Source organism: Geodermatophilus normandii, assembly GCF_003182485.1.
Taxonomy (GTDB): domain Bacteria; phylum Actinomycetota; class Actinomycetes; order Mycobacteriales; family Geodermatophilaceae; genus Geodermatophilus; species Geodermatophilus normandii.
In genome coordinates this window covers 4,354,745-4,377,974 of the sequence record NZ_QGTX01000001.1, presented here as the reverse complement: position 1 = coordinate 4,377,974, position 23,230 = coordinate 4,354,745, and the positions used below count along the sequence as shown (strand labels likewise).

Genomic DNA, 23,230 nt, shown 5'->3' with positions numbered 1-23,230 from the left:
GACGCACGGGTGACGGCACGGTGATGCCTCGTCCCTACCGTCCGCGGCCACGGATGGCCGCACGGCGGACGTTCAGGGGAGGCACCGTGACCGAACCCCCGAGATGGGACGGCGTCCCGCAGTTCCCGTCGGAGTACGGCCCGGTCCGGGATCCCGCCGACGAGTACGTCCCGGGAACGCCGGGCGCGCGTACGTGGCAGGTCCCGACGTCGCCGGAGCTGGTGCTCGACTCGGTGGTCTCCAAGCCGCTGCGAGAGCTGATGGGCGGCGGCGGCGGCCCGATCGGCGTCATGGTCGAGCTGCGCACCCGGTACGAGGGCGGGATCCCCGCGGCCCGCGCCCGGGTCACCCAGCTCCTCGGCGAGGTGGCAGGCGTCCGGGAGGACGAGATCGCCGTCAACGGCAGCTACCTCACGGTGACGCTGCGGGCTCCCGCGATCGAGGAGCTCGTGCGCTACGACGCCGGCCCGGTGGAGTCGCCCGACGAGCAGGGCCGGGCGCCGCGCGGGGCCATCCACCGGCTCTGGCCCAACTTCCAGACCTCCGCCCTCATCTACCGCTCGATCGTGACCACGAAGTGCCAGGCGGCGCAGCGCTCCTTCCGGGCGACCGGCCGGGGCCTGGTCTGGGCCGTCCTCGACTCGGGCATCCAGGGCGACCACCCGCACTTCGCCACTCACCACAACCTCGACGGGCTGCCCCACAAGTCCTTCGTGGACGCCGACGACAAGATGGCGCTGGTCGACGAGGCGGGCCACGGGACGCACGTGGCGGGGATCCTGGCCGGCGAGATGGTGGCGCCCGACGGCGGCTCGATCACCGCCACGACCTGGTACCGCGACAGCGGTGGCACCGTCCAGCCCTCCGCGCTGCGGCTGCCGTCGATCGCCGGGATGGCGCCCGAGTGCCGGCTCCTGTCCTGCCAGGTGCTCCGGCCCGACGAGTCCGGCGACATCACCGGGCTCATCGCTGCCCTGCAGTACGTCAACACGCTCAACGACAACGGCCGCGACCTCGTCGTCCACGGCGTGAACGTCTCCGTCGGCCACCCGTTCGACCCGACCTGGTTCGCGACGGGCCTCACGCCGGTGTGCCGGGAGGTCGACCGGCTCGTCCGGTCCGGGGTGGTCGTCGTGGTGGCCGCGGGGAACTCCGGCTACGGCTATGCGCGCGACCCCCAGAACAACGTGTTCCGCCTGGGGTTCGACATGACGATCAACGACCCGGGCAACGCCGCGCTCGCGCTCACGGTCGGCTCCACCTCGTGCTCCCCGCACCAGAACGGCGTCTCCTACTTCTCCTCGAAGGGACCCACCGGGGACGGGCGGATGAAGCCGGACCTGATCGCCCCGGGGGAGCGCGTGGTCAGCGCGGCGGCGGGGAAGCTGGCCGTCCGCGCGCGGGAGGCGCTGCCGGGGTCGATGTACATCGAGAACTCCGGCACCTCGATGGCGGCTCCGCACGTGTCGGGTGTCGCCGCCGGCTTCCTCTCGGTGCACCCCGAGTTCATCGGCCACCCCGAGCAGGTGCGCACCGCGCTCATGGACACCGCCACCGACATCGGGCGGTCGCGGCACTTCCAGGGTGCCGGCCTGGTCGACGCCATGCGGGCCATCCAGTCCGTCTAGCCCGTACCGAGAGTCCCGAGGGGGATCCCGTGGAGTGGCCCTACGCACCGGTCGAGTTCACGAAGCAGGGGAGGGCCGCCGGAGACGCCCAGGTCGACCGGGCGCTGCGGCTCGTCCGGTCCGGCGCCGACCCCGCCACCGACGTGCTCCTGATCGCGCACGGCTGGAACAACGACGTCGACGACGCCGAGCGCCTGTTCACCGAGCTCGCCGACGACGTCGCCGACCTCGCCCGCACCCGCGCGCCGAACCGTCGGTGGGTGGTCGTCGGGTTGCTCTGGCCCTCCGTCAGGTGGGCCGACGACGACCGGGTGGCCGGCGGGGGACTGTCCGCCGCGGGCGAGCTGCCCGCGCTCCTCGACGCGATCACCGAGCGGGTCGAGGACCCGGCCGCCGCCGGCGAGCTCAGGGAGCTGGCCGGCGCGCTGGAGGCCTCGGCCGAGGCGCGGGACCGGTTCCTCGCCCGCCTGCGCGACCTGCTCCCGCCCGAGCCGGACGACGGGGACGACGACCCCGTCCCCGGCACGCTGCGCAGCGGCGACACGGAGGAGGTCTTCGCGCGGGCCGGTGCGGCCGAGCTGGACGTCGACACGGGGGCCGAGCCGTCCGACCCCCCGGGCGCGGGCGCCGGCCTCCCGCCCGGGGTGCCCCCCGACTTCCTGACGGCGAGCGGGACCACCGCGACCGGCCTGTCGCTGCCCGGCCTGGACCCCACGCGGGCGGCCCGCCAGCTGCTCAACCTCACCACCTACTACACGATGAAGGGGCGTGCCGGCCGCGTCGGCACGCGCGGTGTCGCCCCGCTGCTCGCCCGGCTCGCGCGGCTGCCCGGTCCGCCGCGCCTGCACCTGGTCGGGCACTCCTTCGGAGCCCGGGTCGTCACCGCGGCAGCTGCCGCCACCGAGGTGCCCGTCGCCTCGCTGACGCTGCTGCAGGGCGCCTTCAGCCACCGCAGCTTCAGCGGGAGCACCGCACCCCCGGGCACCTTCCGCGGGGTGCTCACCGGTCCGCAGCTGGTCGGGCCCGTCGTGGTCACCCACACGCACAACGACAAGGCAGTCCTGCTCGCCTATGCCGTCGCCTCCCGGCTCGCCCGGCAGGCGAGCAGCGGTCTCGGCGACGCCGACGACCCCTACGGCGGCCTTGGCGCCAACGGCGCCGTGGCGACCGCCGAGGCCGATCACGCCACCCTCGGCGACGACGAGGCCCGGTACCGGTTCGCCCCACGGCGGATCACCAACCTGCTCGCCGACCGGCACGTGTCCGGCCACGGCGACGTCCGGAACCGGGCGGTCGCCAACGCCCTCCTGCAGGCGATGCTCGCTGCTCCGGTCGTGAGCCCCCGGACGCCGCCGGCCGCGGAGGCCACCTCCCCGGCGCCGGCGCCGCAGGGCGGAGCGCCCCCGTGACCGGCTCGCCGCCGGCCGTGCCGCGGAGCGGCGCGAGGGGAGGGCCGCGCAGGCGCGAGGGGAGGGCGGTCGCCGTCTCCACTCCGCTCGCCTCGCCCCGCGCGACGCTCCCAGCGCGATGGCCGGGTGACCGCTATGGCCGGGTCACCGCGACGGCCGGGTGACCGCGACGGCCGGGTGACGTGGCGGTGACGCCACCGTGACGGGGACCTCCGAGGATCGTGCCGGCACGGAGCGAGCGCCCGGACGTCCCGCTGGACGACCCAGGTGTCGGAGCGTGGTCGGGCCCGGGGGGACGTGGTCCTCACCGAGGCGCTGACGAGGAGATGGACGCCGAAGGGCGGACTCCCAGGATCCCGCACAGGAGAGGTGACCCCATGAGGCACGAGATGACCCGCCAGTGCATCATCCCCCCGCACGTCCTGAACCGGCTGGTGGAGAGCGGCGACGCCGCGGTCCGCTCCGCGGCCATGACCACGCTGCTCACCACGGCACGGCTGCGAGGGGAGCGGGAGGTGCGCGCGTCCCTCGCGGGACTGGCGGCTCCGGGGCAGGGGCGGCGGACGGTCTTCGACTGCCGGAACTCCACGTTCCTGCCGTTGTGCTCGCTGGCGCGGTCGGAGGACGGCCCGCCGTCGTCCGACCGGTCCGTCAACCAGGCCTTCGACGGGCTGGGCTCGACGCGGCAGTTCTACCGGGACGTGCTCCAGCGCGACTCGATCGACGACCAGGGCATGCGGCTGGACGCCTACGTCCACCGGGGCGTGCGGTACAACAACGCCTTCTGGAACGGTCAGGTGATGGTGTTCGGCGACGGTGACGGGATCATCTTCACCGACTTCACGGCCTCCCTGGACGTCATCGCGCACGAGCTGACCCACGGGGTCACCGAGCACACGGCCGGGCTGGTCTACCACAACCAGTCGGGTGCGCTGAACGAGTCGATGTCGGACGTGATCGGCGTGCTCGTCAAGCAGTGGTCGCTCCGGCAGACCGCGGACGAGGCGGACTGGCTGATCGGTGCCGAGGTCTTCACCCCGGGCATCGAGGCCGACGCGCTGCGCTCGTTGGCGGCACCGGGGCAGGCCTACGACAACGAGCTGCTCGGCAAGGACCCGCAACCGGCGCACATGCGCGACTACGTCCAGCTCCCGGACACCGACGAGGGGGACAACGGCGGGGTGCACATCAACTCGGGCATCCCGAACAAGGCCTTCCACTTCACCGCCGTGGGGATCGGCGGCTACGCCTGGGAGGCCGCCGGCCACATCTGGTACGAGTCGCTGCGGGCCTCCACCGCGACGACGGACTTCCAGGAGTTCGCCGACACCACGTTCACCAAGGCCGGCGAGCTGTACGGCATCGACTCCGCCGAGCAGCAGGCGGTCCAGGCCGGCTGGGACGGGGTGGGCATCACGGTCACCTCCGAGCCCACGGTGTCGCGCGCGAGCGGCGCCGCGGGCGGGTCCGACTCCGTCAGCGACGTGTTGCGGCACCTCGCCGAGATGTCCGCCTCCATCGACGCACTGCGTCGCGACCTGCAGCGGCAGGCCGTCGGCGGGGGACGTCCGGCGCCGCACGCATGAGGGTGTCCCTGGCGACGCACGGCGGGCTGGCGGCCGGGCTGCGGCTCGGCCGCCGGCCGTCCACGGTGGACACGTCAGGGCTGACCGGGGCCGAGGCCGGGGAGCTGACCCGCCTGGTCGAGGCCGCGCGCACGGCGTCTGCGCGCACGGCTGCAGGCGCCGGCGACGCCAGGGGCGGGGACGCGATGACCTACGAGGTCACCGTCGACACCGGAGTCGACCGCGCCGACCCGGTGGTCCTCCGTCAGACCGACACGTCGATGACCGCGGAGTTCGCAGCGCTCCTCCGCTGGCTGCAGGAGCACCTCCCGCCGGCCGGCGCCTGACGCTCCCGGCCGGCGCCCGACGCTCCCGGTGGGCGCCTGACGCTTCGCCGCGTCACCGCGTGGCGGTGAACCAGGCGGCCGCGGTGACCGCCCGGACGATGCCGGAGGCGTAGTCGGCGTTGACCGAGGCGTCCGCCGGTGTGTGGTAGTGCGGGTTCATCTCGGCGGGCGGCGCCCCGCTCCCCGGCCCGGCGAAGAGGTCCTCCGAGACCAGGCACGCCGCGTGACCGTGCAGCTGGAAGCTGAAGTGGTCGCTGCGTGCCTCCGCCGGATCCGGCTCCCCACCGCGGGGGTAGACCTGCGGGGCCGCCAGCTCCGGGGAGATCTGCGGGACGAGGTCGGCGATCCGCCGTGCGAGTGCCAGCGACCGCTCCTCGGCCACCGGCCGGCCGGTGACCCCGGCGTGCACCTCGAAGGTCCGCTCCGGGAGCACGTCCCAGCCGATCATGTCCATCTGGAACACGGCGACGACCGGGTCGCCCAGCGACGCCTGGTCACCCGCGTACGCCAGGCTGCCGACCAGCCCGTGCTCCTCCGCGTTGAACAGGACGAACCGCACGGCCCGCCGGGGGATCCCCAGCGCGGCGTCCAACGCCTGCAGCGCGTCCGCGGCGGCGAGCACCCCGGCGACCCCGCTGCCGTCGTCGTCGGCGCCGGGGGCCGGGTCGAGGGAGGGCTGGTACCCGGGGTGCAGCGCCCCCGTGGAGTCCACGTGGGCCGTCACCAGCACGACGCCGTCGAGCCCGCTGCCGGGCAGCTCGGCCTCGACGTTCTGCAGCTGCCGGCCCTCGTGCGGGAAGCAGTGCCGGCGGATGACGAACCGCCCGCCACCGATCCGGTCGAGGTCGCCGACGAGAGCCTCGATGGCCGCGGCGTTGTCCGGGTGCTGGACGTGCCGGCTGCGGATGGGCCCGGCCCCGTGTCCGGCGGGTGCGGCCCCGGTGTAGCGCGCGAGGTGGTCGCGGATGTCCTGCGGGCGCGTCCTGGCCTCGATGACCCGACGCTCCTCGGGGGTGATGGTCGCGGGCCCGGCCTCGGGCGCGGGAGTCCCCGGGGGCTCGTCGGCCCGCCCGAGGGCCTGCACGGTCGGCACCAGCCTCAGGTCGTGGCCGTGCCGGGTCCGGTCGAAGTGGTACGTCTCCACCGACTCCCCGGCCGGGACGGCGACCACCAGGCCGTCATCGGTCGAGGCGAGCACCCGCCCGGCCGCCGCACCCGTCCCGAACAACCCCTGCGAGTTGCCGTCCGGTGCGAGGAAGCCGCTCTCGGTCTGCCGGTCGTCGCGCAGGACGTACGCGGTCGTGGTCAGCGGCTCGTCCCCGGCGCCCAGGCGGTCCACGCGGAAGCCCAGGTCGTCCAGTCGTGCGGCGGCTGACGTGGTCCCGACGGCGTAGACCGTGGTGCCGGCCGGGCCTGCGACGTGCAGGGCCAGTACCGGCAGGTCCCGCAGCGCCGGGCGCCACTGGCTGGCGGCGTGCGACGCCGGCACGGTGATCCGCAGGTAGCGCACGGGGGCCCGCTCGTCCAGCACCGCCTCCGCCAGCCCCGGGTGGGGCGCCACGAGCATCCCGGCGGCCAGGGCGTGCGCGCGCTCGTCCGCGTCCTCGCCGACGAAGAGGAGCCGGTCCGCGGCCCCGGCGCGCTCCGCGGCCCGCTCGAAGAGGCGGGGCGAGTCCTTCCGGCCGTAGACGACCAGGTCCGGCTCGAAGAACCTCCGGAGACCGGCCTCCGCCAGGGCCCGGTCGACCTCCTCGGCGGGCAGGGGGCCGGGGTCGGAGATCACGCCCAGTCGGGCCCCTCGCTCCTGGAGACCACGGAGGATCCCGGGGACGTCGGGGTAGACGGCGAGTCGCTCGATCCGGTCCCCGCCCGCGGAGACCGAGACCGAGGCCAGCGTGCCGCCGACGTCGGAGAAGACGACCGTGCCGGTCAGTGGGTCCATCGTCGCTCCTGACCGCCCGGGTGCCGCCGTCGCGGATGCCGTCGCCCGGCGGTCGACACCGCCGGGACCGTCCGGGGAGACGGTGCCCGGTGCGCCGTCACCCGGACGTCACGACCGCGTCACCGTCCTGCCGGTGCGGGCCGGGACGACCGGTCCTCGATCCACGTCAGAGCAGGCGGATCTCGGCGACGAGCTGGGCGTGGTCGGAAGCGACCCGGTCGCGGCGGTCGTTGCTGAGCTGGCTGTCGACCAGGTGGTCGTTGAGGTAGCGCAGGTAGCGGACCTCCGCGATGCGCTGCGGATTGCGCTCGTAGAACTCCTGGCTCACCAGGATGTGGTCGAGGTTCTCGTAGTGCCCGTTGAAGATGTGCGTGTAGCTGACGTCGCGTCCGGTGCGGCGGACGGTCAGCTCGTACGCCGAGTAGAGGAGCCGGTCCCAGTAGGCCCGTCGGTCCTCGGGGTCGCTCGGCCAGAACCTCGAGGGTGCGTCGCCCATGATGACGTCGGTGGTGACCGCCCGGGCGGCGTCGTTGAGGTCGCCCAGCACGATCACGGGTTGCGAGGTGCCGACGACCTCGTCCAGCACCAGGAAGCGCAGGGCCGCCGCCTCCGCGGCCCTGCGGACGAGCGCGCGGGCCTTGCCGAGGGCCTCCTCGCGCGGATCGTGCTCCGGGGCCTGCGGGTCGCGGATGGGGCGCTTGGACTTCAGGTGCGCGACCAGGACCGTCGCGGTGGTGTCCTTCGCCGGGTCGAGGACGACGCGGGCGCGCAGGACGGGACGACTGAACGTCCCGGCCGGCAGGCCGACGTCCTCGACCGCCACGTCGATCCCCGGCGGGAAGTCGGTGACGGCCGTGACCGGACCGTCGAGGGGCAGCCGGCTGGCCAGGCCGAGTCGCGGGCCGCTGGCCCCGTCGGCGCCCGGCGCGACGACGGTGCCGTCGTCGTACTGCCCGGACCGGTCGCAGACGTCCCGCAGGGCCTCCTCGTGGAAGACCTCCTGTAAGCCGACCAGGTCCGCGTCCATGAGGCGCAGCTGGTGCGCGATCCACGTCGCCTTCTGCTCGTACTCGGCCTGGGAGTACGGCCTCTCGTCCGGGTAGTAGCGCTCGCCGGGCCGGGCCAGGTTGAGCAGGTTGAACGTCCCGATCTCGACGTCCATGTCCGTCCACCCCCATCCCGACGCACCCGGATCCTGGGGCCTGGGCCGTCACCACCACGTCACCGGACGGATCCCAGCCCTCCGGACCCAGCCGGACACGGGCACCGCCCGCCACGATCGGCCCGAGGCGAGGTCCTGGCCCTCGGTGCAGCCGCGTCGCCCGATCGGTGGTGCGCCCCGCGTCGGCTTCCCCGACCGCGTGCGTCGGCCCGCGCGCCGACGGTCGCGCTCGCGGCGGTCGGCGATCCGGTGGGCGGAGGGCCCGGCGTCGAGGCGGCCCGGGGGAGCGTCCGGACGACTGCAGTGGTCCGCTCCGGCTGCGTCCCCGCGCCGTCGCCTGGCACCGGACGACGACGGGACCGATGAGATCGTCCGCGTCCGCCGGTCCGAGTTCCCGGGCCGAGCCGCAGACCAGGAGGACGCATGCGGAAGATCGTCGTGCACATGATGCTGTCGCTGGACGGCTACTTCGAGGGGCCGGACCGCGACCTGAGCTGGCACCGGGTCGACGAGGAGCTGCACGCGCACTTCAACGAGCAGCTCGCCACCATGAGCGCCTTCGTGGAGGGCCGGGTCACCTACGAGCTCATGGAGGCGGTGTGGCCGACCGCCGACCAGAACCCCGGGTACCCGCCGGTCATGCACGAGTTCGCCGGCATCTGGCGGGCGGTGCCCAAGATCGTGTTCTCCCGCACGCTGCGGGAGGTCGGCCCCAACGCCTCGCTGCGGGCGGAGGTGGACCCCGAGGAGATCCGCGCGCTGAAGCAGCAGCCCGGCGGGGACATGACGCTCGGCGGGGTCGACCTGGTCGAGACCTTCCGCCGGCTGGACCTGGTCGACGAGTACCGGCTCTACGTCAACCCGGTCGTCGTCGGCCGCGGTCGGCGGCTGTTCGAGACCGCCGACACCCCGACCGACCTGGAGCTGGTGGAGGACCGGCGCTTCGGCAACGGCGTCGTGCTGCTGCGCTACGCCGTCCGACGGCCCCAGGTGGCGGCGCCGTCCGTCTGAGACGGGGCCTGGAGCGGGATGGGACCGCCCGCGCGGATGGTCGGCGGCCGTGGAGCCGGTCTCCCTGGTCCCGGTCCGTCGACCGGGTCGTCAGCGCGGCGTGGGGGACGGGGATGGTCGTGATCGGGGCCGCCGGTGTCCTCGACACGCTCCTCGAGGAGCACGCCACCACCCGCTCCTCCGACCACCTGGCGGAGCTGCTGCTCGACTGGGCCGTGCCGATCGCGGTCACCTGGGGGCTGATCGCGTTCTCCGGCGCGTGTCCGGACCGGGTGGGCTCGCGGGCGCGGGACGACGTCCCGGACCACGCGGCGCACGCCTGAGCGCTCCACGCGCCCTCGACCGGCTGGCCGAGGGCGCGTCGAGGGGTTCAGCCGAGAGCGGGGACCGCGGTGGCCGGGTCGCCGTCGGCGGCAGCGGCGAGGGCCGGCACGACCTCGTCCAGCAGGAAGGGGAGCGACAGCGGGCTGCCGAAGCCGAGCGCGGCGGACACGTCGCCGGAGTAGCTGCCGAGCAGGACCGTGCGGCCCTGGGTCACCACGTCGAGGGCGGAGAACAGCGTGTCCGCGTCGGCGGCGGCCTGGTCGTACCCGTTCACGGCCAGCACGTCGGCGTCCAGCAGGTCCAGCCGCTCCTGGCTGACGTCGGTGCTGGTGTCGGGGACGCCGAAGCCGAGACCGGTGAAGAACTGGGTGCGCAGGTCGTCCGCGCCGAGCAGGTAGTGGCCCGAGCCGACGCCGGTCAGGTCCACGGCGATCGAGCTGTCGGCGAAGCCGGGGTTCTCCTCGACCGCCCGCTGGAACCGGCCCTCGACGTCGTCGACGAGCCGCTGCGCCTCGTCCTCGCGGCCGAGCGCCTGACCGATGAGCAGGGTCTGCTCCTGCCACGGGGTGGCGCCGTCGGCGTACTCGTCGGTCTGGGCGAGCGTCGGCGCGATGCCGGACAGCTGGTCGTAGACCGTCTCGTCCATGAAGGAGTACACGCCGACGATCAGGTCGGGTTCCAGCGCGGCGACGGCCTCGAGGTCGATCTCCTCACCGCCCACGGTGGGGATGTCCTCCGCCGGGAGCAGCTCCTCCGCCCAGGGACGCGTCGTGGCGTCGTAGTCGCCCAGGAGCTCGCGCTCGCCGACCGGGGTGACGCCCAGGGCCAGCACGAAGTCCTGGTCGTTGAAGCCCACGGTGACCACGCGCTGCGGCTCGGCGGGGATCTCGGTCGTGCCGAACCGGTTCTCGATGCTGACCGGGAAGCCCGGCGAGGAGGACGTCCCGGCGGCGGACGCGGCGGCGTCGTCCTCCGAGCCGCCGCAGGCGGTCAGCCCTCCGGACAGGGCCAGGACGGCGAGCGGGACGGCGAGACGGGAGGGGCGCAGCAGGCCCGCGTTCTTCGGCACCGGGCGAGGTTAGCCTGTCCTAAGTTGGGTGTGATCACGGGGAGACGTCCGGTCCGTGGTCAGCGGACGACCTCGCCCACGAGGAACCCCCGGGTGAGCGAGTGGTACCGGCCGCGGTCCCCGGCTCCCCCTGCGGGGCCAGCCGGGTCGTGGCCGCCGTCCAGTCGTGGAGGTCCTCCACCGGCCCGTCCCGGTCGGGAGGCCCGCCGTGTGCGAGCAGTCGCCGCACCAGCACCCGCTCCTCGCCCCGCACGGTGGACTCCGGCCGACCGGTGCGCCCAGGTCGAGGTCGCCGCGGCCGGCGAGTACCGGCGCGCACCGCGCCGTCATCGTCCTGGTCACCGACCGGACGCCGGTGGTCGTGTCCCGCCGCCACGGGGTCGTGCCCTCCGCGTCGGCGGACCCGCCCCAGACGTCCACCACCGGCTCGCCGTCGACGAGGACCGCGACCGAGCCGCCCGCGTCCCCGTCGTCCGGCAGTCCGCCCAGCGCCCTCGGCACCGCGGTGAACGACTCGTCGGAGGGGCCCCGGACGTCGGCCGTGCACCGTGGTGGCCCGCACCGGCGCGTCCGGGACGACCGCGTTTCCCGGTCCGGCGCCGCGCCGTGCCACGGTGGGGCGCTCAGCCGCGAGGAGCCCGTCGAGAGGTGGACGCACGTGACCAGCGCACCGGTGCCGCTGTGGCAGGACGAGCCCCACCGCCCGCGACCGGCGCTGGAGGGCGAGGCGCGGGCGGACGTCTGCGTGGTCGGTGCCGGCGTCGGTGGCCTGGCGACCGCCCGGCGCCTCGTCGACGCCGGCCTCTCGGTGGTCGTGCTCGACCGGGCCGAGGTGGCCTCCGGCGCGAGCGGCCGCAACGGCGGCTTCTTCATCGCCGGCGCCGCGCCGATGTACCACGACACCCGCCGGCTGTGGGGGCGCGAGCGGGCCGCGGCCGTCCACGCGGCGACGCTGGCCGCCCAGCGGGAGGTGCTCGAGGTCGCCGACGCCGTCGGCGCGCGGGACCACTTCCGCGTCGACGGGCTCCTCCGGCTCGCCGTCGACGAGGCGGAGGCCGACGACGTCCGCGCGAACGCCGCGGCGCTCGCGGAGGACGGCTTCCCGGGGCACCTGGTGGCCGGCGACGACCTGCCGGCACCGCTCGCCCGCGGGGGCGGGCCGGGCTGTTCTTCCCCCACGACGGGTCGGTGCACCCGGTGCGCTGGCTCCGGGCGCTGGCCCGGTCCCTGGAGGCGCGCGGGGCGCGGGTGTTCGAGCACTCGCGGGTGGTCGGGCCGCCCGCCGTCGAGGGGGACGGGGTCCGCGTGCGGACCACCGCCGGAGCGGTGTGGTGCGACCGGGCGGTCGTGGCGGTGGACGGCGACCTGGCGGCGCTGGTGCCGTCGGCGCGGTCGGTCCGTCCGCGGCGCCTCAACATGCTCGCCACGGCACCGCTGCGCCGGGCGGTCCTCCCGTTCCCCGTCTACGCGCGGTACGGCCACGAGTACGTGCACCAGACGGCCGACGGCCGGATCGCGCTCGGCGGTTTCTCCGACCTCGACGGCGACGCGAGCTGGACGGCGCGGGCGGAGGTCTCCGCGCCGGTCCAGGCGCGCCTCGACCGGTGGCTGACCGACGAGCTCCGGGTGGACGCACCGGTGACGCACCGGTGGGCGGGCGTCGTGGGCTTCGCCGAGGACCCCCTGCCCCGCTGCGGACCGGTGCCGGGGAGCGCCGGGCGGGTGCTCGCGCTCGGCGGCTACAACGGGACGGGCAACGTCCAGGCCTGGGTCGCCTCCCGCGTGGTGGCCGAGCTCGTCGTCACCGGCGCCAGCGCGTCCGCCGGGCTGTACGCGTCCGTCGACGCCTGAGACGTCAGTCCGGCCGGCCGCCGAGCACTCGCCGGTGGACGACGGCGTCCGGGGTGAGCGCGAGCAGGCCCTCGGTGAGGGCGTCGGCCGCGGCGTGCGCGGCGTCGTCGGTCATCGGGTCCAGGACGTCGAGGACGAACAGCGCGCTGGTGGTGGCGGTCGTGATGCGGGTGCGGACGCCCTGGCGCCAGTTCCAGCGGCGGCAGGTGACGCCGGCGTCGTCCCGCCAGACCACCTCCCCGGGCTCGGGGTGCTCGACGACGGCCGCGCCGCCGGCGGTGGTGTCGAACGGCTCGGTGCCGTCGGCGCGCACCAGCCGCGGCGGTCCGGCGTAGGCGGAGCGGTCCTCCCCGCCCAGCGGCAGCAGGTGCGCGACGGAGACGGCGTTGTAGACGTCGGTGATCCGGTCGATGCGCGGCAGCCCGTCCGGCTCCAGCCGGCGCAGGAGCGCCTCGACGCTGGGGCGGGTGCGCTGCGGCTTGGCGCCGAAGGCCCGGTAGGCCTCCCGCCACGCCGCGAGGTGCGGCAGCTCCTCGGGCCGCTGGCCGCCGAGCCGCTCCCGGGCGGTGGCCTCGGCGGCCGTGAGGACGCGCTCGCTGGTCGCGTCGCTCGCGCCGCCGCGCAGGCCGTCGGCGGTCAGCAGCAGCGCGCGGTAGTCCGGTCGCAGCGCGGACACCGCGTCGTCGACGGTGGCGGCGCGGAGCCACGCCTGGGGATCGGTCACGGTCGGCCTCCGGTGACGTGGGGCTGGAACACGGTGAGCGCGAAGCGGGCGGACGCGGCCGCCTCGGCCGGGGTGGCGTAGCCGTGCGCGACGTCGCCGGCGAAGGCCGCCGAGTCGCCGGTCTGCAGTCGGTCGGTCCGGTCGCCGACGCGGAGGTCCACGACGCCCGCCAGGACCAGCAGCAGCTCGCGGGTGCCGGCGCTGTGCGCCTCGCTGGTGTGCGCCTCCCCGGGCTGCAGCGTCCAGTCCCACAGCTCGACGACGTCGGGCGGCTCGGTGCCGGCGACCAGCAGTGCCTGACCGCCGCCCGGACCCCGCCACAGCACCGGCGCCCGCCCGGCCGCCGTCACGGTCACCGCACGCGGACGCTCGACGTCGACCAGGACCGGCAGCCCGACGCCGAGGGCGTCGCTGATCCGCAGCAGGGTGGCGATGCTCGGGTTGCCCTCGCCGTGCTCGATGGTGATCACCATGCGGCGGCTGACCCCGGAGCGGTCGGCCAGCTCGTCGAGGGTCCAGCCGCGGGCGGTCCGGTGCTGCCGGACGCGTGCGCCGATCAGCTCGTTGACCGCGGGGGCCTGCGTCATCCCGCTCCTCTCCCGTACGCTGCTCTCCGAAGTGCAACATACTGCATCGAGGAGTGAGGGGGTCGCCGTGCGGGACACGACGGGGCTGCGGGTGGAGACACGGCTGGCGGTGCTGGGCCGTCCCGCGGGCCCGGGTCAGCCGCTGAACGTCCCGATCGTCCCGGCGTCGACCTTCCGGGCCGCCGGCGGCGGGACGGGGGGACGGGAGTACTCCCGCGACGACGGCACACCCGGGTGGGAGTCGCTCGAGGAGCTGATCGGCGACCTGGAGGGCGGCCCGGCGGTGTGCTTCTCCTCGGGCATGGCCGCCATCGCCGCGGTCCTCGAGCTGCTGCCCGTCGGTGCTCGCGTGGTCGTCCCCCGGGACAGCTATCCCGGCCTGCGGGCCCTGCTCGCGGACGGTGCGGCAGCCGGCGGCCGCTGGACGGTGCGCACCGTCGACGTGGCGGACGCCGACGGGCTCGCCGCCGCCGTCCGCGACGCCGACCTGGTGTGGCTGGAGACCCCGAGCAACCCGCTGCTCGACGTCGTCGACATCGCGGGGATCGCCGCCGCAGCCGGTGCGCTGGTCGCGGTGGACAACACCTTCGCCACCCCGCTGCTGCAGAACCCGCTGGCCCTCGGCGCGGACTTCGTCGTGCACAGCGCGACCAAGTCCATCGGCGGGCACTCCGACCTGCTCCTCGGCGTCGTGGTGTGCAGTCGCGAGGAGGACCGCGAGCGGGTGGTCCGCCGCCGGGAGGTCGCCGGTGCCACGCCCGGCGCGCTCGAGGCCTACCTGGCCCTGCGCGGCGCCCGCACCCTCGCCGTGCGGCTGCGCCAGGCCCAGGGGTCGGCCGGCGAGCTCGCCCGCCGGCTGGAGGCGCACCCCGCGGTCGGCCGGGTGCGCTACCCGGGGCTGCCCGGCGATCCGCACTCCGCCGTCGCCGCCCGGCAGATGCGCGGGCCGGGGACCGTGCTGGCCTTCGAGGTCGGGGACGCCGACACCGCCGACGCCGTGTGCGCGGGCGTCCGGGTCATCGCCTCGGCGACCAGCGTCGGGGGAGTCGAGTCGACCATCGAGCGGCGGGCGAAGCTCCCCGGCCAGGAGCACGTCCCGGCGGGCCTGGTCCGGCTCAGCGTCGGCTGCGAGCACGTCGAGGACCTCTGGGCCGACCTCGCCGCCGCGCTGGACGGTGCTGTGCAGGGCTAGCGTGCCGGCCGGCGCCGGTCGCTCCTGCCCTGCGGCCGCGGGTCCCGCGGTGCGTCCGAGGCCTCGGGGCGGGTGAGGTCCAGACTGGCCCACACCACCTTGCGGCCCCCGACCACGGTCCAGCCGTGGGCGGCGGAGATCCTGGCGACGAGGGGCAGGCCCAGGCCGCCGAGGGCGGGGTCGCGGTCGGCCGCCGGCGTCGGCGCGTGGTCGCCGGCGGCGTCGCTGACCTCGAGCAGCCAGGACCGCCCCGTCCGGGTGACCGTGACCTCCACGGGGAGACGGCCGTGCCGCAGCGCGTTCGACGTCAGTTCCTCGAAGGCCAGCAGCAGCCGCTGCACCGCACCCTCGGCGGCGGTGGCCGGCCGGGCGCCGCCGCGCAGGGCGACGCCGAGCGCGTGCCGGGACAGGGTCAGCTCCGCCAGCGTCCCCGGGCTCCACCGCCCCACGAGGCCGGACCGCGTGTCCCTGACCGGCGGTGCCCGGTGGGCCCACGGCGACGCGGTCATCGGCCGACTTCCACGGTCCGAACCGGGTGTTCGACTCGGGCCCTCGTGTCCTCGCCCGGGGCCCGTGGGGGCCGCCTGCCGGGAACGCTACGCGCAGGGCCGCGGTGCGGCCCGGTGGGCGGTCGACCCGCGTGGGCCGCGGACGAGCGCCGGAGGCGACGGGGCCGGCCGTCCCTGCGGGACCTGTCGACGGAGCGCCTGCGGCAGACCGTGGCCGGCCTGACCGCGGAGGTGAGGTCGCGGTCGGCGACCTGCACGCCTGCCGGGCTGCCCGCGGGATGGCCCACGGCCTGCAGGCCGCGCTGGCGAGCCGGGCGGTGGTCGACCAGGCGAAGGGCGTGCTCGTCGAGCGCCACGAGCTGCGCCCCGGCCAGGCGTTCCAGCTGCCGGCCCGGGCGTCGGCCCACGCCACCCGGGAGGTCCCCGACACCGCCGACGACCCGGTGCGCACCGGGGAGCTGCCCGTCGTCGTGCCGCGCAGCCGTGCCCTGCGCCGGCGTCCGGTCGCCCGGGACCGGACGCGCAGCGACACTCCTGGGCAGCCGCCGGCGTCTCCCGGGAGACCCCGGCGGTCAGGCCCCGTCGCTCCAGAACGGGGGCGGCGGGGCCGCCCCCGCCCGCCCGGAGCGGGTGTCCTCCCGTACCACCGGGGGGTCGGTGGTCAGCCCGGGATGACGACGGCGGTGCCGCTGACCTCGATGCCGCCGGTCCCGGCCGGGACGGAGACCGTCAGCGTGCTCGGCCGGCCCATGTCCGCGCCCTGCAGGACGGTGAGCCGGGCCGGCACCGCGACGTGCCCGCCCTCGCGCAGGTAGCCGCCGAGCGCGGCGGCCGCGGCACCGGTGGCCGGGTCCTCCACCACGCCGCCGGGCGGGAACGGGTTGCGGGCGGAGAAGGTGGCCGCGTCCTGGCGCCACACGAGCGCGACCGTCGTCCAGTCGCGGTCGGCCATCAGGCGCCCGAGGCCGGCCACGTCGTAGTCGAGGACGGCGAGCCGCTCCCGGGAGGCCAGCGCCAGCACCGGGTGCCAGGCGCCCGCGTAGGCGACGCGGGGCGGCAGCGCGGGGTCGAGGTCGTCGGCCGACAGCCGCAGCAGTGCCAGCAGGTCGCGCAGGTCGCCGTCGTCCAGCGGCACGGTGCGCGGCGGCACGCTGGTGAGGGTCGCCGTCCAGGCGCCGTCGGCGGACCTCTCGGTGCGCACCGGCACGTCGCCGGCCCGGGTGCGCAGGTGCAGGGTGCCGGCGCCGCCGCGCTCGGCGGCGGCGACGGCGGTGGCGATCGTCGCGTGGCCGCAGAAGCTGACCTCGGCCAGCGGGCTGAAGTAGCGCGCGTCCAGCCCGTCGGGGCGGGGGAGGAGGAACGCCGTCTCGGAGAACCCGACGTCGGCGGCGATGGCCAGCATCTCGTCGTCGGTCAGGCCGGTGGCGTCCAGGACGACGCCGGCCGGGTTCCCACCGGACGGGTCGTCGCTGAACGCGACGTACCGCAGGACCTCGGGAGCGGGCATCGGGCCTCCTGTCACTGCTTTGTACCTACTGGTGTGTACAGTAGCAGGGGTGAACGCCCGGGAGCGACTGGTCGAGGCCGCGCAGGACCTGCTGTGGGAGCGGGGCTACGTCGGCACGAGCCCCCGGGCCATCCAGGACCGCGCCGGCGCCGGCCAGGGCAGCATGTACCACCACTTCACCGGCAAGGCCGACCTCGCGCGCACCGCGCTGCAGCGCACGGCCGACCGGGAGCGCGCCGGCGCCGAGGTGCTGCTGGGCGGCGGGGGAACGGCACTCGACCGGCTCACCGGCTACCTGCGCCGCGAGCGGCAGGTGCTGCGCGGCTGCCCGGTCGGCCGGCACGCCCAGGACCCCGACCTGGTCGCCGACCCGGAGCTGCGCGCGCCGCTGGAGACGACCTTCACCTGGCTGCGCGGCCGCCTGGCCGAGGTCGTGGCGGAGGGGCAGCAGGCGGGGGAGCTGCGGGCCGACGTCGACCCGGCGGCCGTGGCGGCCGCCCTCGTCGCGACCGTCCAGGGCGGCTACGTCCTGGCCCGCTCCGCCGGGCGCCCCGAGCCGTTCGCGGAGGCGACCGAGGGCGCCGTCGCGCTGCTCGCCGCCCTGGCCCGCTGAGCCCACCCGAGGACGGAGACGACGTGCACGTGGTGCAGTACGAGATCACCCTGCCGGCCGACTACGACATGGGGGTGATCGAGCACCGGGTCGCCACCCGGGGCGCGGCCACCGACGACTTCCCGCACCTGGGGCTCAAGGCCTACGCCGTGCGCCGGAGGGGCAGGTACGGGTCGCCGGTCAACGCCTACGCGCCCTTCTACCTGTGGCGCGACCCCGCCGGGCTCGACGCCTTCCTCTACGGCCCGTTCCGCGCCATCACCGCGGACTTCGGCCGCCCGCCGGTCCGGCACTGGATCGGTGCGGCGTTCGAGCGCGGCCCGGCGGCCGGCGCCCCGGGGTTCGCCACCCGCGAGCTGGTCGCGCTGCCCGACGACGTCCCGCCGGGGGAGGCGGTGGCCGAGGAGCTGCGGGCGCCCGCCCCCGCCGGCGACGGCTGGCACAGCCGTGCCGTGGCCGTCGACCCCGCGCGGTGGGAGCTCGCGCGCTTCACGCTCTGGACCTCCGAGCCGGAGCAGGTGCCGGCCGGCGCGACCGCCTTCGACGTCCTGCACGCGAGCACGCCCTGCCTGGAGCAGCTCAGGAGGGGCCGGCTCTGGTGACGCCCGCCGGCTGAGGACCCCGGACACACCACGGCCCGCCTCCCCGGGAGGGGAGGCGGGCCGGGTGGGGTGCGGAGGTCAGCGCGGGTCGCCGACCAGCTCCGGCTCGCGGACGGCACCGTGGTCCTTCTCCAGCGCCGCGCCCTCGACGTCGACCGCCGGGAGCCAGCGCAGCCAGCGCGGCAGCCACCAGGCCCGCTCGCCGAGCAGCGCCAGCGCCGCGGGCACCAGCACCATCCGGACGACGAAGGCGTCGAACAGGATGCCGATCGCCAGCGCGAAGGCGATCGACTTGATCGTCGGCTCACCGGCCGGCACGAACCCGGCGAACACCGAGAACATGATCAGCGCGGCGGCGACGACGACCGGTGCGGCCTGCCGGAACCCGGTGCGGATCGCGTCCAGCGGCGCGGCGCCGTCGGTGTGCGCCTCGTGCATGCGCGACACCAGGAACACCTGGTAGTCCATCGCCAGGCCGAACAGGATGCCGATCACCAGGATCGGCGTGAGGCTCAGCAGCGGGCCGGTCGTGTCGAGGTTGACCACGTCGGCCAGCCAGCCCCACTGGAACACCGCCACCGTGGCGCCGAGCGAGGCGCCGATGGTCAGCAGGAAGCCGAGGACGCCGACCAGCGGCACCAGCAGCGACCGGAAGACCAGCACCAGCAGGACCAGCGCCAGCCCGACGACGAGCAGCAGGTACACCGGCAGCGCGGCGTCCAGGCTCTGCGCGACGTCGACGCTCACCGCCGTCTGGCCGGTCACCGAGGCCTCGACGCCGTCGAGGTCGCCCAGCTGCGCGCGCAGGTCGGCGACCAGCTGCTCGGTGGCCTCGGTGGCCGGGCCGGACTGCGGGATCACGTTGAGCAGTGCGGCGGTGCCGTCGGCGTCCGGGACGGGCGGCGCCACCAGAGCGACGTCGTCGAGGCCGCTCACGGTGCCCGCGGCCCGCGCGGCGGCCTCGGCGGCCCCGTCGCCCTCGAACAGCACGGTGATCGGGCCGTTGAAGCCCTCGCCGAAGCCCTCGGCCAGCAGCGCGTCGGCGCGGGCCTGGGTGGTGCCCTCGCCGGGCGTCTGGATCAGCGTCGTCCGCATCGAGGCGACCGGGATCGCGACGACGCCCAGGGCGACGATCGCCAGCAGCAGGGACACCACGCGGTGCCGGCTGACGGTGGCCGCCCAGCCGGGGAGGAAGCCCCGGCCGCGCGCCGGCGCGGGTGCCCCCGCCGGGGCGGCGACGGCCGCGGCGCGGCGCCTGCGGGGGAGGACCCGGTGCCCGAGGAGCGACAGCACCGCCGGCACCAGCGTGAGCGCCACCAGCACGGCGACGACGATCGTGGCCGCGGCGGCCAGGCCCATCTGGGTCAGGAACGGGATGCCGGCGACGAACAGGCCGGCCAGGGCGATGACGACGGTGAGACCGGCGGTCACCACGGCCGACCCGGCGGTGCCGACCGCCAGGCCGATCGACCGGCGGACCTCGGCGCCGCGCGCCAGCTCCTGCCGGTGCCTCGTGACGATGAACAGCGTGTAGTCGATGCCGACGGCCAGGCCGAGCATCGCGGCGAGGATCGGCGTGGTGGAGGACAGGTCGGTGAAGCCGGTGGCGATGGTGATGCCGAGGACGCCGACGCCCACGCCCACGAGCGCGGTCAGCAGGTTCATGCCGGCCACGACGAGGGCGCCGTAGGTGACGGCCAGGACGACCAGGGCGACGACGACGCCGATGGCCTCCGACGGGCCGCCGACGGCCGGCACCTCCTCGATCGCCTGGCCGGTGACCTCGACGGTCAGCCCGCTGTCGCGGGCGTCGTCGACGGCCTCCAGCAGCGCGTCCTGCTGCTCGGGAGTCACCCCGCCGGCCTCGGCGTCGTAGGTGACGGTGCTGTAGCCGGTGGTGAGGTCCCGGTTGACCGACGGCGCGGCCGGGTCCAGGGGGTCGGTGGCCGAGACGACGCCGGGGAGCTCGGCCAGGGTGCCGGCCAGCCCGGTCACCGCGGCGGCGTTCTCCGGGGTGGTCAGCGTGCCGCCCTCGGGAGCGGCGACGACGACCCGCGCGCTCACCCCGCCGGCGACGTCGCCGAACTCCTCGCCGATCCGCTCCAGCGCGGTCGTGGACTCCTGCCCCGGGATGGAGAAGCTGGTCGACGTCTCACCGGAGAGCGTGACCGCGCCGGCGCCGCCGGCCACGAGGACGAGGAGCCACACGGCGAGGACGGCGAACCGGTGCCGTGCGGAGAACGTCCCGAGACGGGACAACAGGACTGCCATGGACGATCAGGCCTCACGAGTGGGAGGGGCGGGAGGGGTCGCGCGCGGACGGCGGTGGCCGAGCGCGTCGAAGCACGTGCCGACGACGAAGGGCCGCCACGCGAGGGTCAGGTCCGCCTGGCGGGCGGCGAGGGTGAGGACGGCGAGCGCGCCCAGGGCACCGACCACCCGGACGCACCGCTCGGGGTCGGTGCTCTCCGGGTCGACGCCGAAGGCGGCCAGCGCCAGGGCGCCGGCCCCCTCGGTCAGCGACCCGTCGGCACCCGGCTCGCCCTGGGTGGCCGGGGCCAGCAGGAGCGCGACGACGCCGGGGTGGGCGAGGGCGACGTCGACCAGGACCTCGACGGCCCGGCGGTCGCGCGCCGCGCCCAGCGGGAGGTGCTCGACCTGCTCGAGGACCCGCTTGCCGAGCGTCTCCGCCTGACCGAGCACCGCCTCGTGCAGGGCGTCCTTGCTGGGGTAGTGGTGCAGCAGCCCGGCCTTGGACAGCCCGACGGCGTCGGCGACGTCCTGCACCGACGTCTTGGCGAAGCCGCGGCGGGCGAACAGGGCGGCGGCGCGGTCGAGGATGCCCTCGTCGATCTGCTGCCGGAACGGTCGCGCCACGGCACCACGGTACGGCCGACCGACCGATCCGGTCGGCCGACCACCCGAAGTGGTCGGCGTGCCCTCGCTCACAGCGTGCCGCTGGCCGGGAGTCGCACCGCGGGGCGCGGCCGGACGCGGGCGAGGATGACGTCATGACGACACGACGGAGGGTCGGGCCGGCCGACGCGCGCTCCTGGCTGCTGGTGAACGGCGCGCGCCCGGATCTGTTCGACGAGCGGTACGCCTCGCGCGCCGACCAGGTGGTCCTCGACATCGAGGACGCCGTCGACCCGGCGCACAAGGACGAGGCCCGCGACGGCGTCGTCGCCTGGCTCGGCGACGCCGCCCGCCCCGCCTGGGTGCGGATCAACGACCGCTCGACGACGTGGTGGGAGGACGACGTCGCCGCGCTCGCGGGCCTGCCCGGGCTGGCCGGCGTGATGCTGGCCAAGACCGAGGCCGGCGAGCACGTGACCGAGACCTTCGACCGGCTCGGCGGCGCCACCCCGGTGCTCGCGCTCGTGGAGTCCGCGCTCGGCATCGAGGAGGCGGTCAACGTCGCCCGGGCGCGCGGCGCGTTCCGGCTCGCCTTCGGCAGCGGCGACTACCGCCGGGACACCGGCACCAGTGCCGACGACCTGGCCATGGCCTACCCGCGCTCGCGCCTGGTCGTGGCCAGCCGGATCGGCGGCCTGCCCGGCCCGATCGACGGCCCGACGGTGAGCACCAGCCACCCGGTGCTGCGCGAGCAGTCGGCGGTCACCGTCTCCCTCGGGCTCACCGGCAAGCTCTGCCTCGACCCCGACCAGGCGCCGGTCATCAACGAGGTCATCAGCCCCGCGCCGTCCGACGTCGCGTGGGCGCGGTCCTTCCTCGCCGACTTCGAGGCCCGCGGCCAGGTCATCCGCGACGGCAGCGACAAGCCGCGGCTTGGCCGGGCCCGCAAGATCGAGCGGCTGGCGCAGACCTTCGGCGTCGAGCCGGCCTGATCCGCGGCGCGCTGCGCCGGGGCGTGGTGCCGGGGGCCCCGGAGGACGCAGGATGGGGGCCCGTCCCCGTCCGTGCAGGAGGTCCCCGGTGACCCGGTCGTCGCGCCAGGTGCCCGCCTCGGCGTCCGTCGTGGTGGTCGGCGGCGGGGTGGTGGGGCTGGCCACCGCGTACGAGCTGGCGCGCGCCGGCGTGCCCGACGTCGTCCTGCTCGACCGGGACGCGCTCGGCGCCGGCTCGACCTGCAAGGCGGCCGGCGGGGTGCGGGCGATGTTCTCCGACCCGGTGAACGTCGCCCTGGGCGCGCGCAGCCTGGAGACCTTCCGCGACTTCCCGGCCCGCTTCGGGCAGGAGATCGACTTCGCGCCGGTCGGCTACCTGTTCCTGCTGTCGACACCGCAGGCGGTGGCCGACTTCGAGGCCGCCGTCGCGGTGCAGAACTCCCTCGGCGTGCCCAGCCGGATGCTCGACGTCGCCGAGGCGACCCGGCTGTCCCCGCTGGCCGACCCCGAGGGACTGCTCGCCGCCGCGTTCTCGCCGACCGACGGGCACTGCACGCCGGAGTCGGTGGTGCTGGGCTACGCGTCGGCCGCCCGGCGGGCCGGGGCCACGCTCCTGCCGCAGTGCGCGGCCACGGGCATCGACGTCGACGGTGGGCGGGTCACCGCGGTGCACACCGCGGCCGGGACGATCCGCACCGACACGGTGGTCTGCGCCGCGGGCGCCTGGTCAGCGGAGGTCGGCGCCTGGGCGGGGGTGGACCTGCCGGTCAGCCCGCTGCGCCGCCAGGTGCTGGTCACCGAGCCGGTCCCGGGCCTGGACCCGCACACGCCGTTCACCATCGACTTCGACACCTCGTTCTACTTCCACCGCGAGGGGCGGGGCCTGCTCATGGGCATGTCCGACCCCGACGAGACGCCCGGCTTCCGGCTCACCCGATCCGACGCGTGGCTGCCCCGGCTGGCCGCGGCGATCGAGCGGCGCGCCCCCGCGCTGGCCGGAGTCGGCGTGGCCGGCGGGTGGGCCGGCCTCTACGAGATGACGCCCGACCACAACGCGCTCATCGGCCGCGCCGCCGGCGTCGAGGGCTTCCTCTACGCCACCGGCTTCTCCGGCCACGGGTTCCTCATGGGCCCGGCCGTCGGCGAGGTCGTGCGCGACCTGGTCCTCGGGGTGGAGCCGTTCGTCGACGTGTCCGTCTTCGACGTCCGTAGGTTCTCGGGTGCGGGAGTACGCCCCGAGCTCAACGTCGTGTAAGGACCCCTGTGCCCCCCATCGCTCGCACGCTCGCGGCGGGTCCCTGCACAGGGGCCGCCCACCGTCACTCCCGAGGAGTCCGTCT

At 75.8% G+C, this 23,230-nt stretch carries 21 protein-coding genes and 2 pseudogenes; 13 read left to right on the top strand and 10 right to left on the bottom strand.

Features of this window, described 5'->3' with window-relative positions; translation table 11 throughout:
- Positions 1 to 86: 86 nt before the first annotated feature.
- From JD79_RS21030 to JD79_RS21015, 4 genes are all read left to right on the top strand, one after another.
- On the top strand, positions 87 to 1,628 hold the full coding sequence (locus tag JD79_RS21030; protein ID WP_170149299.1) for a S8 family peptidase: 1,542 nt from the start codon (positions 87 to 89) through the stop codon (positions 1,626 to 1,628).
- Positions 1,629 to 1,657: 29 nt separating this feature from the next.
- A complete protein-coding gene (locus JD79_RS21025; protein ID WP_110007092.1) occupies positions 1,658 to 3,037 on the top strand; it encodes a hypothetical protein in 1,380 nt (459 codons plus the stop codon).
- Between the two features lie 377 nt (positions 3,038 to 3,414).
- Positions 3,415 to 4,623, top strand: coding sequence for a M4 family metallopeptidase (locus JD79_RS21020; RefSeq protein WP_110007091.1), 1,209 nt, complete (start codon positions 3,415 to 3,417; stop codon positions 4,621 to 4,623).
- Positions 4,620 to 4,949 carry a protealysin inhibitor emfourin gene (locus tag JD79_RS21015; protein ID WP_110007090.1) on the top strand — a complete coding sequence of 110 codons (330 nt, stop codon included), beginning with the start codon at positions 4,620 to 4,622 and terminating at the stop codon, positions 4,947 to 4,949. Before JD79_RS21020 ends, JD79_RS21015 begins: the two co-directional genes overlap by 4 nt.
- 52 nt (positions 4,950 to 5,001) lie before the next feature.
- Here JD79_RS21015 and JD79_RS21010 read toward each other — a convergent pair whose 3' ends face one another.
- Both JD79_RS21010 and JD79_RS21005 read right to left on the bottom strand, forming a co-directional pair.
- The gene (locus tag JD79_RS21010; RefSeq protein ID WP_110007089.1) at positions 5,002 to 6,891 is read right to left on the bottom strand and encodes a M28 family peptidase; all 1,890 of its coding nucleotides are present in this window, start codon (positions 6,889 to 6,891) and stop codon (positions 5,002 to 5,004) included.
- 166 nt (positions 6,892 to 7,057) lie between these two features.
- Complete coding sequence (locus JD79_RS21005) at positions 7,058 to 8,053, bottom strand: endonuclease/exonuclease/phosphatase family protein (protein ID WP_110007088.1); 996 nt, start codon at positions 8,051 to 8,053, stop codon at positions 7,058 to 7,060.
- 423 nt (positions 8,054 to 8,476) lie between these two features.
- Here JD79_RS21005 and JD79_RS21000 point away from each other — a divergent pair, with 423 nt between their 5' ends.
- Positions 8,477 to 9,064: a dihydrofolate reductase family protein gene (locus tag JD79_RS21000; RefSeq protein ID WP_110007087.1), complete on the top strand. Its 588-nt coding sequence runs from the start codon at positions 8,477 to 8,479 to the stop codon at positions 9,062 to 9,064.
- 113 nt (positions 9,065 to 9,177) lie between these two features.
- Positions 9,178 to 9,387: a hypothetical protein gene (locus JD79_RS20995; RefSeq protein WP_110007086.1), complete on the top strand. Its 210-nt coding sequence runs from the start codon at positions 9,178 to 9,180 to the stop codon at positions 9,385 to 9,387.
- A 47-nt stretch (positions 9,388 to 9,434) separates the two neighbouring features.
- Here the strand turns inward: JD79_RS20995 and JD79_RS20990 are convergent, their stop codons facing one another.
- Together JD79_RS20990 and JD79_RS24600 are read right to left on the bottom strand one after the other, a co-directional pair.
- Complete coding sequence (locus tag JD79_RS20990; RefSeq protein WP_211308090.1) at positions 9,435 to 10,457, bottom strand: ABC transporter substrate-binding protein; 1,023 nt, start codon at positions 10,455 to 10,457, stop codon at positions 9,435 to 9,437.
- Between the two features lie 9 nt (positions 10,458 to 10,466).
- Complete coding sequence (locus JD79_RS24600) at positions 10,467 to 10,958, bottom strand: serine hydrolase domain-containing protein (protein WP_211308089.1); 492 nt, start codon at positions 10,956 to 10,958, stop codon at positions 10,467 to 10,469.
- Between JD79_RS24600 and JD79_RS24410 the strand changes: the two are divergent.
- Positions 10,840 to 12,308, top strand: a pseudogene (locus tag JD79_RS24410) (NAD(P)/FAD-dependent oxidoreductase). The gene JD79_RS24600 and the pseudogene JD79_RS24410 overlap by 119 nt on opposite strands.
- 4 nt (positions 12,309 to 12,312) lie before the next feature.
- Here the strand turns inward: JD79_RS24410 and JD79_RS20975 are convergent.
- Both JD79_RS20975 and JD79_RS20970 read right to left on the bottom strand, forming a co-directional pair.
- On the bottom strand, positions 12,313 to 13,032 hold the full coding sequence (locus tag JD79_RS20975; RefSeq protein WP_110007085.1) for a B3/B4 domain-containing protein: 720 nt from the start codon (positions 13,030 to 13,032) through the stop codon (positions 12,313 to 12,315).
- A complete protein-coding gene (locus tag JD79_RS20970; RefSeq protein ID WP_110007084.1) occupies positions 13,029 to 13,619 on the bottom strand; it encodes a helix-turn-helix domain-containing protein in 591 nt (196 codons plus the stop codon). The genes JD79_RS20975 and JD79_RS20970 overlap by 4 nt, the downstream gene beginning before the upstream one ends.
- Before the next feature lie 67 nt (positions 13,620 to 13,686).
- Here JD79_RS20970 and JD79_RS20965 point away from each other — a divergent pair, with 67 nt between their 5' ends.
- Positions 13,687 to 14,811 carry a trans-sulfuration enzyme family protein gene (locus JD79_RS20965; protein WP_211308088.1) on the top strand — a complete coding sequence of 375 codons (1,125 nt, stop codon included), beginning with the start codon at positions 13,687 to 13,689 and terminating at the stop codon, positions 14,809 to 14,811.
- Here the strand turns inward: JD79_RS20965 and JD79_RS20960 are convergent.
- Complete coding sequence (locus JD79_RS20960; protein WP_110007083.1) at positions 14,808 to 15,320, bottom strand: ATP-binding protein; 513 nt, start codon at positions 15,318 to 15,320, stop codon at positions 14,808 to 14,810. The genes JD79_RS20965 and JD79_RS20960 overlap by 4 nt on opposite strands.
- 278 nt (positions 15,321 to 15,598) lie before the next feature.
- Here JD79_RS20960 and JD79_RS24595 point away from each other — a divergent pair.
- Positions 15,599 to 15,697, top strand: a pseudogene (locus tag JD79_RS24595) (ANTAR domain-containing protein); the annotation flags it as partial.
- A gap of 284 nt (positions 15,698 to 15,981) precedes the next feature.
- Here JD79_RS24595 and JD79_RS20950 read toward each other — a convergent pair.
- Positions 15,982 to 16,827, bottom strand: coding sequence for a PhzF family phenazine biosynthesis protein (locus JD79_RS20950; RefSeq protein ID WP_110007082.1), 846 nt, complete (start codon positions 16,825 to 16,827; stop codon positions 15,982 to 15,984).
- A 49-nt stretch (positions 16,828 to 16,876) separates the two neighbouring features.
- Here JD79_RS20950 and JD79_RS20945 point away from each other — a divergent pair, with 49 nt between their 5' ends.
- Both JD79_RS20945 and JD79_RS20940 read left to right on the top strand, forming a co-directional pair.
- Positions 16,877 to 17,440, top strand: a complete 564-nt coding sequence (locus JD79_RS20945) for a TetR/AcrR family transcriptional regulator (RefSeq protein ID WP_110007081.1) — start codon at positions 16,877 to 16,879, stop codon at positions 17,438 to 17,440.
- Positions 17,441 to 17,463: 23 nt separating this feature from the next.
- Positions 17,464 to 18,042 carry a DUF4865 family protein gene (locus tag JD79_RS20940; RefSeq protein WP_110007080.1) on the top strand — a complete coding sequence of 193 codons (579 nt, stop codon included), beginning with the start codon at positions 17,464 to 17,466 and terminating at the stop codon, positions 18,040 to 18,042.
- A 78-nt stretch (positions 18,043 to 18,120) separates the two neighbouring features.
- On the opposite strand, the gene JD79_RS20935 is transcribed toward JD79_RS20940, so the two are convergent.
- Both JD79_RS20935 and JD79_RS20930 read right to left on the bottom strand, forming a co-directional pair.
- Positions 18,121 to 20,313 (bottom strand): MMPL family transporter, encoded by a 2,193-nt coding sequence (locus tag JD79_RS20935; RefSeq protein WP_110007079.1) that lies wholly within the window; start codon positions 20,311 to 20,313, stop codon positions 18,121 to 18,123.
- A gap of 6 nt (positions 20,314 to 20,319) precedes the next feature.
- Positions 20,320 to 20,919, bottom strand: coding sequence for a TetR/AcrR family transcriptional regulator (locus JD79_RS20930; RefSeq protein ID WP_110007078.1), 600 nt, complete (start codon positions 20,917 to 20,919; stop codon positions 20,320 to 20,322).
- A gap of 134 nt (positions 20,920 to 21,053) precedes the next feature.
- Between JD79_RS20930 and JD79_RS20925 the strand changes: the two genes are divergently transcribed.
- Both JD79_RS20925 and JD79_RS20920 read left to right on the top strand, forming a co-directional pair.
- Positions 21,054 to 21,890 (top strand): HpcH/HpaI aldolase/citrate lyase family protein, encoded by an 837-nt coding sequence (locus JD79_RS20925; protein WP_110007077.1) that lies wholly within the window; start codon positions 21,054 to 21,056, stop codon positions 21,888 to 21,890.
- Between the two features lie 88 nt (positions 21,891 to 21,978).
- Entirely contained in the window at positions 21,979 to 23,145 is a 1,167-nt protein-coding gene (locus tag JD79_RS20920; protein ID WP_211308087.1) for an NAD(P)/FAD-dependent oxidoreductase, read from the top strand.
- The last annotated feature ends 85 nt before the right edge of the window (positions 23,146 to 23,230 follow it).

Coding starts and splice junctions, on each gene's coding strand:
- JD79_RS21010 (WP_110007089.1), bottom strand. CDS start 6,891: ATGGACCCACTGACCGGCACGGTCGTCTTCTCCGACGTCGGCGGCACG.
- JD79_RS21015 (WP_110007090.1), top strand. CDS start 4,620: ATGAGGGTGTCCCTGGCGACGCACGGCGGGCTGGCGGCCGGGCTGCGG.
- JD79_RS20995 (WP_110007086.1), top strand. CDS start 9,178: ATGGTCGTGATCGGGGCCGCCGGTGTCCTCGACACGCTCCTCGAGGAG.
- JD79_RS20950 (WP_110007082.1), bottom strand. CDS start 16,827: ATGCCCGCTCCCGAGGTCCTGCGGTACGTCGCGTTCAGCGACGACCCG.
- JD79_RS20935 (WP_110007079.1), bottom strand. CDS start 20,313: ATGGCAGTCCTGTTGTCCCGTCTCGGGACGTTCTCCGCACGGCACCGG.
- JD79_RS20970 (WP_110007084.1), bottom strand. CDS start 13,619: ATGACGCAGGCCCCCGCGGTCAACGAGCTGATCGGCGCACGCGTCCGG.
- JD79_RS21005 (WP_110007088.1), bottom strand. CDS start 8,053: ATGGACGTCGAGATCGGGACGTTCAACCTGCTCAACCTGGCCCGGCCC.
- JD79_RS21000 (WP_110007087.1), top strand. CDS start 8,477: ATGCGGAAGATCGTCGTGCACATGATGCTGTCGCTGGACGGCTACTTC.
- JD79_RS21020 (WP_110007091.1), top strand. CDS start 3,415: ATGAGGCACGAGATGACCCGCCAGTGCATCATCCCCCCGCACGTCCTG.
- JD79_RS20960 (WP_110007083.1), bottom strand. CDS start 15,320: ATGACCGCGTCGCCGTGGGCCCACCGGGCACCGCCGGTCAGGGACACG.
- JD79_RS20925 (WP_110007077.1), top strand. CDS start 21,054: ATGACGACACGACGGAGGGTCGGGCCGGCCGACGCGCGCTCCTGGCTG.